Consider the following 14645-nt stretch of genomic DNA (forward strand, 5'->3'; position numbering starts at 1 on the left):
TTATAATAAAAGTGCAAACCCGCCCAATAAAAAACGTCCTGAGTAAACAGGACTTTTGAATGGATAAATCAACCTCTCCGGCCTAGCAGATAGTTATTGAAAATAACACTTTTTTTATCTAAATTTCCATTACTTTTTCTATTTCATCGGGATTGTTCCGATTCGCTTCCTTCTGATGCAGGATCTGCTTTCTGTGAACTGCGAAAAAAAACGGAACAAGGAAGGGAATTCAAGGCGCATGAGTAAGAAGTCGCCCGGCCGGATCATCACCCTTCTGACGGACTTCGGCCTTCGGGATGCCTATGTGGGCGTCATGAAGGGCGTTATTGCCGGCATTGCTCCCAACGTGAGGATTATCGATCTGACCCATGGCATCCCGCCACAGGATATCCGGGCGGCCGGTTTCTGTCTGCTTACGGCTTACCCCTTCTTTCCGCAGGAAACCATACATGTGGCTGTTGTCGATCCGGGAGTGGGTACGGAGAGAAGGGCCGTGGCCATCGCGCTGGCCGAGGCTGTTCTGGTCGGGCCTGACAATGGGATTTTCACCGGGCTTCTTCAGCAGAAGGTCGTGAAAAGCGCCGTGGCTTTGGATCGATCCGAATTCTGGCTGTCAGTGCGTCCCGAGTTCACCTTTCATGGGCGGGATATCTTCGCCCCCGCGGCCGCGCATCTGGCTTCAGGGGCAGCCCTCTCCAGGCTGGGTACGCCCATTGATCCCGACACGCTGGTTCGTCTGGAACTTCCCGCCTGGGCGGAAACTGAAGACGGATTTTCCGGGAATATTCAGTATGCCGACGCTTTCGGCAACCTGGTTACGAATATTCCCGGAAGCCTCGTCGCAGGAAAGATGTGGAAAATCAAGACAGCCGATCTTGAAATCCCCGGGAAAAAGACTTATGAAGATGTTCCCTCCGGAGTGCTGCTGGCTCTGGCGGGCAGCCACGGGTTTTTGGAAATCGCGGCAAACAGCGGAAACGCCCGTGTCCTGCTGTCGATGAATGTCGGTGATCCTGTTGAGGTTCTGCTTGTCACATCGACGCGGAAATGAGGCAAATCTCTGCTGCAGAAAGACAACGCTAATGAATCAAACTCTGACCGATCTCTTCAGAATAATAAAACTTCCCGCCTTTTTGACAGTTTATCTCGTCATCTGTCTTTCTGCGATCCTGTCCTTCAGCCTGATGAGCGGAAGATCAGGAAACGCCGCGGAGGCCTTCGCGAAAAAACCGGATGCGGCAAAACCGGCCATACGCCTTGAAGCCCTGGAAAAAAGGATCCATGAGCTCGTCAACGAGGAGCGGAAAAAACGGGGTTTGAATTCTCTGGGCTGGAGCTCCGAACTCAACCGGATCGCCCGGCTTCACAGTCGAGACATGGCTTCGAAAAACTATTTCAGCCATTACGATCTTGAAGGACGGAATTTTGAGCACCGGTACACGCGGCGGGGGTTCGCCTGTCGAATCCCGATGGGCAAAGGCCGTTATACCCTTGGGGGAGAAAATCTTTTTCAGAACAATCTTTATGATTCCGTCACCTACATCAGAAATTTGGGTGCAACCCGGACTGTTTATGACTGGAACAGCCTGGAACAGATTGCCCGGTCCACTGTTTCCGGATGGATGAAAAGCCCGGGACATCGGAAGAATATCCTTCAGCCGTTCTGGAAAACGGAGGGTATTGGAATCGCCGTTTCACCGGATGACAAGGTGCTGATCACCCAGAATTTCTGTTAGGCCGCCTGCGGTGCGCCCTGACCAGGATTTCTTCGCGGCAGCTCAGGGATGTCAGGGGAATAGGCTGCCCATGGCAATAACATACTGAAAGACATCAGGAATTGAGCTCATGATAAACAATGCCCTTATTATTGTACTTGTTCTGGCGGCGATCGGGGTGATTCTTCAATTGGTTCTGATTTTCCGCAAAGTTTCCATCAATGCGGGGGCTGTTGACGAGGCGCTTCAAATCATCGAACGGAATTATGAACGGACGGAGAGGGCCGTCAGGGAAGAGATTTCCCGAAATCGGGAAGAATCGGCCCATGCCCAGCGGCAGTCCAGAGAGGAGCTGGCCGGCGCCCTGAGGAGCGTTGGGGATACGCTTAATCAGCAGCTAATGGACCTGACCCGGACAAACGAGGGGAAACTTGACGCGATGAGAATCACGGTGGAGGAAAAGCTCCAGACACTTCAGATCGATAACGCCGCTCAGCTCGACAGGATGCGGTCGACCGTGGAGGAAAAACTGCAGGGGACGCTGGAGCAGCGTCTGGGCGAGTCTTTCCGGCAGGTCAGTGAGCGTCTCGAACAGGTCTATCGCGGATTGGGCGAGATGCAGACCCTCGCTGCCGGCGTCGGTGATCTAAAAAAAGTGCTGAGTAATGTCAAAACCCGCGGCGTCTGGGGAGAGGTGCAGCTGGGGGCGATGCTGGAACAAGTCCTCCATCCCGATCAGTACGCGACGAATCTGGCCACGAAGGAAGGGGGAGAACGCGTCGAATTTGCCGTCAAGCTTCCCGGGAGAGGCGAGGAGCAGGATGAGGCGGTCTGGCTTCCCATCGATGCCAAGTTCCCCATGGAGGATTATCTGCGCCTCCTGGATGCCCGGGAAAAAGTGGAGACGGAGAGCATGGAGATCGCCGCCAGACATCTGGATAACCGGATTCGCCAGTGCGCCAGGGATATCTGCGAGAAGTATCTCAACCCCCCGCAGACGACGGATTTCGCCATCCTGTTCCTGCCGACGGAGGGACTTTTTGCCGAGGTGGCCCGCCGCACCGGTCTCACTGAAACTCTCCAGCGGGAATGGAGGGTGGTCATCGCCGGCCCCACGACTCTCTGGTCGATTCTGAACAGTCTGCAGATGGGATTTAGAACCCTGGCAATTCAGAAACGGTCCAGCGAAGTCTGGAATCTCCTGGCTGCCGTGAAGACGGAATGGACCAGGTACGGTGAAATCCTGAACAAGGTTCAGAAGAAGCTCCATGAGGCATCGGATGCCCTGGACAAGGCACAGACCCGGACCCGGGTCATCGGAAAGAAGCTGAAGGATGTGCAGGAGCTTCCGGAAGGTCAGTCTGATGTTTTGCTGAAGGTCGATACGGAGGTATAAAGCCGACTCCCAAGATCCGGCTGGTCAGCGGAACGTCAGCTCAGAGGGCGTTGAGGCGCACCTGGTCATGAGACATGTGGAACCGTTACAAGAATCCGCGTCGTCATTGTCAATATTGAAGGATCGTTGCTGAAATAAGAAAGGCCCCTCGATCTCTGTGTCTTCATCGAGGGGCCTTCTGAACTTCAGGCGTTCAAGATTGAAATTTAACGGTTATCTGGTTTAGTTGAACATAACAACGACTCTCCGGTTCTTCTGCCGTCCCGCTTTCGTTTTGTTGGTGGCGATCGGTTTGTCTTCACCGTAGCCGACAGCTTCGATGCGGGAAGCATCGATGCCATATTTTTCAACTAGAGCGGTTTTGACTGCGTTCGCCCGGTTCTGGGAAAGTTTCTTGTTGTATGCATTGGAATGGGTGCTGTCCGTATGACCTGCAACAACCGCCGTCACGTCCGGATTCGCCTTCATGTAATCGGCAACTTTCTGAATTTCCGAATCATATTTGGGTTCAATGTTGTATTTATCGGATGCAAACAGAATATGGAGGGTCATCATGACCGGCGCTTCCGCCTTGGGTTCTACCGCTGCCGCAGGTTCAGGGCGCTTTTCCTCTACCGGCGGGCAGCCATCTTTGTCAACCGCGACGCCTTTGGGGGTATCGGGACACTTGTCCAGACAATCGATCACACCGTCGCCATCACTGTCGAGCGGGCAACCATCTTTGTCAACCGGACATCCTTGGGGCGTATCGGGGCATTTGTCCACAGAATCCCCGACACCGTCACGATCGCTGTCCTTGTCCAGGAACACTTTTTCCACAAAAGCAGCCATGCCTTCCGGAGAGGAGATGCTGTCTCCCGTTACCACGATACCGCACTCACCGGCATCGGCAACCTGCTTCATGATGTTCATGCCTTCCGCTTTATCCCCAAAATTCCACATGGCCGCCTTATCACCAAGGACAACCGTATAGATGCACACTCTGTCGCCATAGGCCTTTTTCATTCTCTGCGCTGCGGCTACGGGCTGGAATTTCTGCATGTCCGCGCCGTCGCTGAACGCGATCACGGCCATCCGGCCTGTCTGGGATTGCAGGTCGGCCGTGGCGCCTTCAAGACCGGCATCCAGAGGGCTGAAACCTTTGCCCCGGGTAAAAGGAGCAATGGCCTGCGGCAGGAGTGATTTGTTATAAGCTGTGGGAGCGAAAAGAGACTTTGATGTAGCTCCCCCAAACATTGTAAAATCACCAAAGGCACGCGCTGCCGAGGTCAGTTTCAGGTTGGGGATTGTGTCATTGAAAAGAGTGACAAGGGCTTTTTCCTGGTTGAGTTTGCTGCCGCCCTTATAAATTTCATTCATTGATTCCGTTGCATCGAAGATGACTTCGAAGGTGTCAACTTTCTGAACATACTCACCGGACGCTAATTTTGGGTTGAGGTCGACCGCACTGAAAGCGGGCATGGCATACCCGATGAGCAGCGCGACCATGGCAAGAGGAACGAGGATCTTTAAAAATCTTTTCCTGAACATGATTTTTCTCCTTTCTGCAACTAAAATTTGTAATGTGTAAACAGGTACACCCTTTCACATTTGTGAATAATAAGGGCATTGTGGAAATGTGTCAAATGGAAACATTTTGGAAATAAAGGCCTGTTATTTTATGTCGGACTTAAACTTCCACCTTCTAAATAAACGATAATGTTAATGACGACTATCTATTTGACTTAAAAGATAATTATTTATTGTGTGGTAGAGCTGTTCAACTTTTCAAAGGATTTTGTGCATCAAAAAATAATAATAAGACTGATGAGCAACGTTAAAAAAATACAAAGAAATGAGCAGGGGGGACTTCCTTTATGCAGGATTTCAAAAACATGATTCAGATCGCGGGAGTGAGGGATGCAGCAGAGGCCTTGATGATGGGTGACGCTGGAGTGACCCATCTGGGGTTTCCCCTCCGTCTTGCAGTTCACCGGGAGGATCTGAGCGAGCGCGAAGCGGCGGCGGTCATTGCCCTCCTGAAGCCGTCCGTGGAGCCGGTCCTGATTACGTACCTGCAGAAGGCCGATTCGATTGTCCGGCTCTGTCGCATCCTGGGCGTCCGGATTGTGCAGCTTCATGGGAACATCTCCATAACGGAGCTTTTGCGGTTGCGGCAAAATGCGCCGGAACTGGCTGTAATCAAAAGTCTCATCGTAAGAGGAAACAATCAGAAGGAACTGATCGCCACTGCTTCCTGTGACGCGCGGCTGGTCGATGCCTTCATCACGGACACCTGGGACCAGCAGACGGGCGCCTGCGGGGCTACGGGCAAAGTGCATGACTGGAAGATCAGCCGACTGCTGGCGGATTGTTCCCCGAAGCCCCTGATCCTTGCGGGAGGACTGGGACCGGAAAATGTTCGACAGGCAATCCTCGAGGTGCGGCCCGCCGGGGTGGATTCTCACACCGGCGTTGAAGGACCGGACGGGCGCAAGGACGAGGGGCGGGTTCGAGCCTTTGTGGCGGAAGCCAGGGCCGCCTTTCGCGAACTGAAAAGACTGCCTTGAGGCGTCCATCGGGTCAGGAAAATATCGGGGCGAATGCTGATGTTTTGTTCAGTGTCTCTGTTTTTCATGTCGAATTCACATCGATGGCGCCCTTTGCATTGAATTTGATATCCGCTCTCCGGTGTAAGCTGCAGCACGCCTGTGGCACTGGCCCCGCGGTTTTTATATCATCCTGTATCCGGAATTGTGCGTCACAGTCAGATGGATGGAGACCCGCAAGAAAGCGCGATTCCGTGTCGGCGGCTGCTATCCAATTTAACGGTGAGGTTTTTTTCTGTTTCTTCCGGCGAGAGGGTTGTTCCGGAGGAGGACGTAGGTGGCCCCGGCGCCGCCATCAAAGGATTGGGCGCTGGAATAAGCGATGACCCATTTCCGCCAGGCCCGGGAAGTAAGCCAGGTCTGAACGCCATTTTTCAATACGGGTTCCGCGGGCGAGGAAAGGCCGCGTCCGTGAATGATGAGAACGGCCCGCTTTCCTGCAGACACCGCTTCTTTGAGAAATGCGTTAAAGGCTGATCTGGCTTCCTTCACATTCATGCCGTGCAGATCAATGTGCGCCTGAATGGAGAAATCGCCTCGATGGAGCCGCCAGGCATAGGAAGCCGGGACGCAGAGCCCCGTTCCTTCGATGTATTCCGGAGTTTTGGCAACGTGAAAACCTTCTCCCGCTTCAATCAGGTGATGAAGATGCAGAAGCACTTCGGAAATCTCATCCGATGCCGATGAGCATGCCTGTTTTTTCGTGATTGCCGGTCGGCAGCAGTTCCAGACGAAAGGTTTTACCCCTTCCTTCTTCATGGCATCAAGAAAATAGCGTCGTTCTGTTTCAAAGTCCCGGGGTGCAGAGTTTTCCAGGTCGCGGCGGGGATGTGAGGTTTGCGGATTCGGGGATGGGGCGGATGCCTCAGTCTGAAACAGGACGCTGATGTTCCGGAAGGGGTTGAAGGTCAATATGGAAGGCGAAGAATCCATGGTCTTCTCTCCTGATCTTTCCAGAGATGATTATCCATACCGGAATTATCCAGTGATGACAAGATGGTTTTGCGGCACCCCGAAATTCTTCCCGACGCACTGACTGACGACGTTGGATGTGTAAACAGCCCTGTTGCCGGAATGCCGGCTGGAACTTAACGATCATGAATCACCGCCGAAAAGATGAGATCGCCGGTTGATCGATCCGTCCCCTTTTTTATGAGTCTTTTTTCTTATTTGTCCAATTTCCCTTAGTAATTCCCGGTATCACAGGGTAAAATAAAACCGGTTTATCGAGTAAGATTGCAGAAGTACAAATAGCCTCGTCCGTTGGATGCAGATACAGCAGGGGAGATGGTCCGGAAGATCATTTTTGCGGGACTGCCGGATTTTTCTACCGCCGGATTCGAAGATCTCAGATGCAACGGAGCGGATCCGGCTTATAGAGATATTTTGTCAATGCCATGTATAAAAAAATCCTTGCCGCAGTCAATGAGCATCTGAATTCCGAGGTGACGGCGCGCTATGCCATGAACCTTGCGAAGGAGCTGCATGCTAAATTCTATATCTGCTTCATTGCGGAGGAAGGTATGTCCCCCCATAACCGTCATGCCGCCGAGGATGCGGTCAAACGGCTCTTTGATGAGGCTCTGGAGCTGGACATCGATACGGAAAGCATTGAAGCAACAGGGATTCCGGTCCGTGAGATTGGAGAAATCGTTCGGCGTGAAAAGATCGGGATGGTCTTTGCCTCAACGAGGAGAGAGGATATCGAGAAAAGGTTTTACGCCGGCACCGTGGCCCGAAGCCTTTCGCTTCAACTTCCGTGCTCTGTTGCCCTCGTGCGCATCGCCCATTCCGGAAGGGTGCGCCCCGGAAGGATACTCGTTCCGGTCAAGGCAAGAATAGACCATGTCCGGGAACGGGCCGCTTTCGTGACGCACATGGCCAAGGCGTTCGGAGCGAAAGTTTATGTCTTCCACACGCCCAGGCCCATTGAGACGATTTTCAGCGGTGAGATCCACCTTACCCCCCCTGAATGGGAAAAGCGCATGTCCCACGATATCTCGCAGTTCATGAGGTGCCTTCAGCAACAGAATATCGAACACGAGGGGAGACACCTGCCGGGGAAGATCGCCAGAAATATCACCATCGAGGCCTTTGCAAAACGGCATGACCTCATCATCATGGGAGCAAGTGAACGGAGTCTCTGGGCATCCCTGATTCAGGGCAATCCTGTCGAAGAGGTTCTCAGAGAGACGCCCTGCGACCTCATCATCCTGAAGCCGCGCCATGAAGATTAACAGCCTTTCGAAAGAGGATGCCCTCAGGGCGCTCGTCAGCTCGGAAAACGGCCTTTCGGAAGAAGAAGCCGCGAAACGGCTTTCAGAAAGCGGCTTCAATGAAATCCGGGAAGTGCGCAAAACTTCCCTTTTGATCAGGTTCCTGAGACAGTTTACCCATTTCCTTGCCCTGCTCCTGTGGGTCGGCGCAGGTCTCGCGTTCCTCTCAGACGCTCTGAATCCCGGGGAGGATATGGCAACCCTGGGCTTTGCCATCGTCGGCGTTATTTTTATCAATGCCGTTTTCACGTACATCCAGGAATACCGGGCGGAGAAAGCGCTGGAAGCCCTGAAAAAACTCCTCCCCTTTTATGTGCGGGTTGTCCGGGAAGGGAAAGAGAGCCAGATTCCTTCGCGCGAGGTCGTACCCGGTGACATCATTCTGCTTTCCGAAGGCGACAGAATTCCCGCCGATGCCCGTCTGCTGGATGTTTCCATGCTCAAGGTCAATAATGCCTCGCTGACGGGAGAGTCCGAGGCCAGTCTCCGGAACGCTCTGCCTGCCGATGGCGAACTTCTTGAGAGCCCCAATATTGTCTTTGCCGGGACCAGCGTGACAAGCGGCTCGGGTAAGGCGCTGGTCTTTGCCACGGGAATGGGTACGGAATTCGGCCGGATCGCCCATCTGACGAGCACGGTTCAGGAGGATCTCAGCCCGCTTCAGAAGGAGATCGTTAAAGCGACGCGCGTTGTGGCAACCATCGCCGCCCTGGTCGGCGTCTTTTTCTTTGTCCTGGGATTCGTCATCGGCAGGAGCTTCTGGAGCAATTTCATTTTTGCCATCGGCATTACCGTCGCCCTCATCCCCGAGGGTCTGCTGCCCACGGTCACCCTTTCCCTGGCTATGGCCAGCCAGAGAATGGCAAAAAGGAAGGCCCTCATCAAGAACCTCTCCTCCGCGGAGACCCTGGGATGTGTCACCGTGGTCTGTACCGACAAGACCGGGACGCTCACTCAAAACAGCATGACGGCATCGGCCCTGTGGAAAGATGATCGGATCCTCGCTGCCGAAGATTTCCGGGCGCAGGTCGATGACCGGCTTCTGCAGACGGCATTTTTCTGCAACAATGCGCGGTTCACTGACAATGAATACAAAGGCGATCCGACGGAGACGGCGCTCCTCAGACTGGGCAGGGAACGCTTGGGTGATCTGAGCGCGGAACGCATCTTCGAAATTCCCTTCGATTCCGACCGGAAGAGGATGACGACCCTGAACAGAACGGGCGATGGTGAATATGTCTATACGAAAGGAGCCATGGAGAGCATCCTGCCCCTCTGCAGCCGATTGCTCCGCAACGGCATCGAGCGGGAAGTGGATGAGAGCTTTCGCGAAGAGGCATTGACTGCCTATAATCAACTCATGGACAGGGGGCTCAGAGTTCTGGCGTTTGCGTATAAGAAGCATGGGGGTTCATTTCTCATCCCCGATTCCTCGTCTCTGGAGGCGGACCTTGTCTTTGCCGGCCTCATCGGCCTCGAGGATCCGCCAAGGCCGGAAGTGCCGGAGGCCATCCGAAAATGCCATGATGCCGGCATCAGGGTCATCATGATCACGGGGGATGGAAGCCGGACGGCTGTTGCGATTGCCCGGGAGATCGGTCTTGTCCGGGGAGAGCCGGTCGTGGTCGAAGGTCCGGAATTCGTGAAGATGGAGGACCGGGAACTGCGGGAAAAACTCTCCGCAAAGGAGATCATCTTTGCCCGCATGACGCCGAAGCACAAGATGAGGGTGGTCTCGATTCTGCAGGAGGAAGGGGAGTGGGTCGCCGTGACCGGTGACGGCGTCAATGATGCTCCGGCATTGAAAAAGGCGGATATCGGCATTTCCATGGGCATCTCAGGAACGGATGTCGCGAAAGAGGCTTCCGACATGATCCTGCTGGATGATAACTTCGCCACCATTGTGAACGCCGTTGAAGAAGGCCGGGCCGTTTATGAGAACATTCGAAAATTCATCACCTATATCTTCGCCTCGAACATCCCCGAGGCAGTGCCCTACCTGGCTTACATCCTTCTGCGGATTCCCCTGCCGCTGACGATCATGCAGATCCTGGCGGTTGACCTTGGTACGGACATGCTTCCCGCTCTGGCCCTTGGTGCGGAAAAGCCGACACCGGCGGTCATGAAGCAGCCGCCCAGAAGCAGGAAGGAAAGGCTCCTTAATTTATCGGTTCTTTTCCGTGCCTACCTTTTCCTCGGCCCGATCGAAGCGGCAGCATGCATGTTCGGATTCTTTTACGTCCTCTACGGCGGGGGATGGAGCTGGGGAACTGCGCTTCCCCAGAACGATGTGCTTTATCTGCAGGCCACGACAGCCTGCCTGACCGCGATCATCATCTCCCAGATCGGCAATGTCTTCGCATGCCGATCGGCTGCGGAGTCCGTGCGGAGTCTGGGGTTCTTTTCGAACGGCTTCATCTTTATCGGCATCGCCTTTGAGCTGTGCCTTCAGCTGTTTATCGTCTATTCTCCGTTCGGAAACAGGATCTTTTCTACCCATCCCCTTTCACCGGCAACCTGGCTCGCTCTGATCCCTTTTGCCCTGCTTCTGCTCTTCGGCGAGGAAGCAAGAAAACTTCTTGCGCATCGCCTGCGAAGAAATCCCGCGTCCTGAAATCCCCGCCGTTTCCCGTGATTTTTTATGGGGTTGGTTTCAGTACGGCCTGAAGGAACCGGCCCGTGGGGCAGTCCTCCACGGCGGCGACCTCCTCCGGCGTTCCGGAGGCCATGATCCGTCCTCCGCCGGGGCCGCCTTCCGGACCGAGATCGATGATGTAGTCGGCGCTCTTGATGACATCCAGATTGTGTTCGATAACCACCACCGTGTTTCCCATATCGACAAGGCGCATGAGGACATCCAGCAGTTTCTGAATGTCGGCGAAATGCAGGCCGATGGTCGGCTCGTCGAGGATATACAGGGTGTTGCTGTTGACCCGCTTGCCCAGTTCCCGGGAAAGCTTGATCCGCTGGGCCTCGCCGCCGGACAGGGTGGTGGCCGATTGTCCCAGGCGGATGTACCCCAGACCGACGTCATACAGGGATTGCAGCTTAGCCCGGATAGACGGGATGTTTTCGAAGAAAGCCAGGGCCTGATTCACCGTCATGTCCAGGATGTCGGCGATGTTTCTGTCCTTGTAGCGGATATCCAGGGTATCGGGATTGAACCGTTTGCCGCCGCAGGCGTCGCAGGTGACATAGACATCCGGCAGGAAGTGCATTTCGATCTTGATCAGACCATTGCCTTCGCAGGCCTCGCAGCGTCCGCCCTTGACGTTGAAACTGAACCGGCCGGGTTTGTAGCCCCGCATCCGCGCCTCGGGAAGGCCGGTGAAAAGATCGCGGATATAGGTGAACGCGCCCGTGTAAGTGACCGGGTTGGAACGGGGCGTCCTGCCGATGGGCTGCTGGTTGATCAGAATGACCCGCTCGATGCCGCCCAGATCCACGATGCGCCGGATCTTGCCCAGACCGCCCTTGCGGTTGTTCAGCCTGCGGTTCAGAACCCGGTGGAGGGTTTCAATGATCATCGTGCTTTTTCCCGAGCCGGAGACGCCCGTCACAGCGGTGAAGACGCCGACGGGAATCCGGATGTCGATGTCCTTCAGGTTGTGCTCGTGGGCGCCTTCCAGGTGGATGAACCGTCGGGGAAGGGGACGCCTGGCCTCGGGCAGGGGGATAGAGAGCCTTCCGGAAAGATACTGGCCGGTCAGGGAGGTTTCGCTGTGGAGGATGTCTTCCGGCGTGCCCTGGAAGGTGACTTCCCCGCCGTGGACGCCCGCGCCCGGACCCATGTCGATGATATGGTCCGAAGCCAGCATCATGTCCGCATCATGTTCAACCACCAGCACGGTGTTGCCCATGTCGCGCAGGCGCTTCAGGGTGCGGATCAGCCGTTCGTTGTCCCGCTGATGCAGTCCGATGGTGGGCTCATCCAGGACATAGAGAACACCCACCAGGCCGGAGCCGATCTGGGTCGCCAGCCGGATGCGCTGCCCTTCCCCTCCGGAGAGAGTCCCGGCGGAACGGGCCAGGTCCAGGTAATCCATGCCCACGTCGAGCAGAAAGGTAAGCCGGTCCCTGATCTCCTTGAGAATCCGCTCGGAGATGAGCGCCTCCTGAGTCGTCAGCGGCAGGGATTTAAAAAACTGCATGCATTCCCGGACGGACAGCAGGCACACCTCATGGATGTTCTTCCCGTTTATCCTGACGGCCAGACTTTCCTTTTTCAGGCGTGTGCCCCTGCAGGTCGGACACTCCCGGAGACTGATATAACGGTAAAGTTCCAGGCGAACGGTGCTGGAGGGGGATTCATGGTACCGCCGGTCGAGTTGAGTGAGCACGCCTTCAAAGGGCTTGTCGTAAAAGAAGCGCCGCCCTCCGCGATCGGCATAAAAACGGATTTCTTCCCTGCCGGAACCGTAAAGAAGAATGTTACGGACCTTCTCGGGGAGTTTCCGGAAAGGGGTGTTGATGTCGAAGCCGTAGCGCTCGGCCAGGGCGTCCAGCATCTGGTGATACTGCATGGAATTGCGCCCTGCCCAGGGAGCGATGGCCCCTTCCCGGATGGACAGGTCCGGATCGGGAACGACCAGGTCTTCGTCAAAGTACATCCGGGTTCCCAGGCCGCTGCACTCCGGGCAGGCGCCGTAGGGCGTGTTGAAGGAAAAGAGCCGGGGCGCCAGTTCGGGGAGGCTGACTCCGCAGACGGGACAGGCATATTTTTCACTGAAGAGTATTTCCCCGCCGTCGGCGATGTCAATCCGGACCAGACCGTCGGCCAGGGCGGAGGCCGTCTCCAGGGAATCGCGGAGGCGCTGCCGCATGCCTTCCCGAATCACGAGGCGGTCGACTACCACATCGATATCGTGTCGCCGGTTCTTGTCAAGGAGGATGTCCTCCTCCAGTTCGCGGATTTCACCGTCAACCCGGACTCGGACATATCCTTCCCTCTGCAGTTTCTTGAATTCCTTTTGAAATTCCCCTTTTTTCCCTCGGACGACCGGGGCGAGAACGGTCAGTCGGGTTTTATCCGGCAGGTTGAGAATTGTCTCCACCATCGTGTCGATCTTCTGGGAACGGATTTCCCGGCCGCAGACGGGACAATGGGGGATGCCGATCCGGGCGAAGAGCAGACGCAGATAATCGTAGATTTCCGTCACGGTACCCACGGTGGAACGGGGATTGTGCGTGGTGGAGCGCTGTTCGATGGCGATGGCGGGCGAAAGCCCCTCGATGGATTCCACGTCCGGCTTGTCCATCTGGCCGATAAACTGCCGGGCATAGGTGGACAGTGACTCCACATACCGCCGCTGACCTTCAGCATAGATCGTGTCGAAGGCCAGCGAGGATTTTCCGGAACCGCTGACCCCGGTGATAACAACCAGCAGGTTCCGGGGAATGTCGAGACTGACGTTTTTCAGGTTATGCTGTGAAGCACCCTTGATACGGATAAAACCGGACATGAACGATAAGCCCTTCAGGCGTACAGGAATCCCGGAAAGAATTACAATTTGATCTCCACGAGCGATTTTGCCCTTAATTCGCTGATCCAGGAGTCGAATTTCTTCTCTATCTTTCCGTCTTCAAGGCGGGACTTGATTTCCGCCCGCACCTCTTCGATCGGCTTGAGGCCTGGGCCCCGACGGTCGATCACCTTGATGATGTGAAATCCCACGGGGGATTCGATGAGGTCGCTGATCTTATCCCTGTCCAGACTGAAGGCCGCTTTTTCCACCTCGGGCAGCATGGCGCCCTTTTCCACAAAGCCCACATTTCCGCCGTCAGATGCCGCCGGTCCCTGGGAAAAACGGGCTGCCAGCGAGTCAAAGGATTCGCCCATCCTGAGACGCTTCAGAATTTCCATCGCATCCGCCTGCAGCTTCGCTTTGGCATTTTCATCCATGTTTCCGGGGAAGAGCAGCAGGATATGCTTTAATTTCACCGCGTCCTTCCCTTCGTATTCTTCGCGGTGGAGGCGATAGTATTCTCCGATCTCCTCGTCGTTCACCGTAACCTTGGAGCGCACTTCCCTCCGCAGGAGACGCGTCCGGACCATGGAATCCCGCATTTCTTTTTTATAGTCCTCAAAATTGGTTCCTTCGCGGGCCAGGGACTGCTGGAAGGCGTCCATTGTCGTCTTTCTCCGGGCCAGGTTATCCCGGATGGAGGCCATGACCTCTTCGTCCGAGACGGCAATGGCCGATTTCTTCGCTTCCTGTTCGATCAGCAGGTTGTCGATCATCCGGTTAAGCAGGGTGAGTCGAGTTTCCGACATGATCCGGTCCTTGTCCGTTCCCTTGTAGCTGTCATCGATCTTTTTCCGGTAGGGCTCGAAAGCGGTATTCAGTTCATGAAGGGTGATGATCTCGTCATTGACGAAAGCGACGATGCGGTCGACGATTTCCGCCCGTGCCTGAAGAGTGGCCATCAGGACGGACAGCAGTAAAAAAGTGAAAATCTGTAATTTTTTCAAGGAAAACCTCCCTTTTGTGCATTTAGGAATTTGCTTCGCCGGCTTTCGGAAAAAACCGATGTAAAGCAGGTTGGAAATTTCAGGTGGCCACTCTATCAGAATATGGCGACCGCTTCAATCGTTAGATCATCCCTGCATGCGGTAAGAACTTTCCGGCTTGAATTACGTTTTCGCTGAAATAATGCCGGCCGGAGCGGC

Annotated in this window: 10 protein-coding genes; 6 read left to right on the forward strand and 4 right to left on the reverse strand. The window is 55.0% G+C overall.

Annotated features, from left to right (window positions below; genetic code table 11):
• Positions 1-238: 238 nt before the first annotated feature.
• The 3 genes from SYN_RS04180 to rmuC all read left to right on the forward strand — a co-directional run bounded on the left by SYN_RS04180 (position 239) and on the right by rmuC (position 3111).
• Positions 239-1051, forward strand: a complete 813-nt coding sequence (locus SYN_RS04180; RefSeq protein WP_011416794.1) for an SAM hydrolase/SAM-dependent halogenase family protein — start codon at positions 239-241, stop codon at positions 1049-1051.
• Between the two features lie 31 nt (positions 1052-1082).
• Positions 1083-1736, forward strand: coding sequence for a CAP domain-containing protein (locus SYN_RS04185; RefSeq protein WP_049749897.1), 654 nt, complete (start codon positions 1083-1085; stop codon positions 1734-1736).
• A 109-nt stretch (positions 1737-1845) separates the two neighbouring features.
• Positions 1846-3111 carry a DNA recombination protein RmuC gene (rmuC, locus tag SYN_RS04190; RefSeq protein ID WP_011416796.1) on the forward strand — a complete coding sequence of 422 codons (1266 nt, stop codon included), beginning with the start codon at positions 1846-1848 and terminating at the stop codon, positions 3109-3111.
• Positions 3112-3333: 222 nt separating this feature from the next.
• Here rmuC and SYN_RS16480 read toward each other — a convergent pair whose 3' ends face one another.
• A complete protein-coding gene (locus SYN_RS16480) occupies positions 3334-4641 on the reverse strand; it encodes an OmpA family protein (RefSeq protein ID WP_011416797.1) in 1308 nt (435 codons plus the stop codon).
• Between the two features lie 344 nt (positions 4642-4985).
• Between SYN_RS16480 and SYN_RS04200 the strand changes: the two genes are divergently transcribed.
• Positions 4986-5660 carry a phosphoribosylanthranilate isomerase gene (locus SYN_RS04200; protein ID WP_202943586.1) on the forward strand — a complete coding sequence of 225 codons (675 nt, stop codon included), beginning with the start codon at positions 4986-4988 and terminating at the stop codon, positions 5658-5660.
• Positions 5661-5915: 255 nt separating this feature from the next.
• Here SYN_RS04200 and SYN_RS15105 read toward each other — a convergent pair whose 3' ends face one another.
• Positions 5916-6632, reverse strand: a complete 717-nt coding sequence (locus tag SYN_RS15105; protein ID WP_011416799.1) for a Smr/MutS family protein — start codon at positions 6630-6632, stop codon at positions 5916-5918.
• A gap of 464 nt (positions 6633-7096) precedes the next feature.
• Between SYN_RS15105 and SYN_RS04210 the strand changes: the two genes are divergently transcribed.
• Positions 7097-7936: a universal stress protein gene (locus tag SYN_RS04210; protein WP_011416801.1), complete on the forward strand. Its 840-nt coding sequence runs from the start codon at positions 7097-7099 to the stop codon at positions 7934-7936.
• Positions 7926-10589, forward strand: coding sequence for a cation-translocating P-type ATPase (locus SYN_RS04215; protein ID WP_011416802.1), 2664 nt, complete (start codon positions 7926-7928; stop codon positions 10587-10589). The genes SYN_RS04210 and SYN_RS04215 overlap by 11 nt, the downstream gene beginning before the upstream one ends.
• Before the next feature lie 25 nt (positions 10590-10614).
• Here SYN_RS04215 and uvrA read toward each other — a convergent pair whose 3' ends face one another.
• Positions 10615-13437 (reverse strand): excinuclease ABC subunit UvrA, encoded by a 2823-nt coding sequence (uvrA, locus tag SYN_RS04220; RefSeq protein WP_011416803.1) that lies wholly within the window; start codon positions 13435-13437, stop codon positions 10615-10617.
• Positions 13438-13478: 41 nt separating this feature from the next.
• Positions 13479-14447, reverse strand: coding sequence for a peptidylprolyl isomerase (locus SYN_RS04225; protein ID WP_011416804.1), 969 nt, complete (start codon positions 14445-14447; stop codon positions 13479-13481).
• Between the last annotated feature and the right edge of the window lie 198 nt (positions 14448-14645).

This window comes from Syntrophus aciditrophicus SB (assembly GCF_000013405.1).
Lineage (GTDB): Bacteria > Desulfobacterota > Syntrophia > Syntrophales > Syntrophaceae > Syntrophus > Syntrophus aciditrophicus.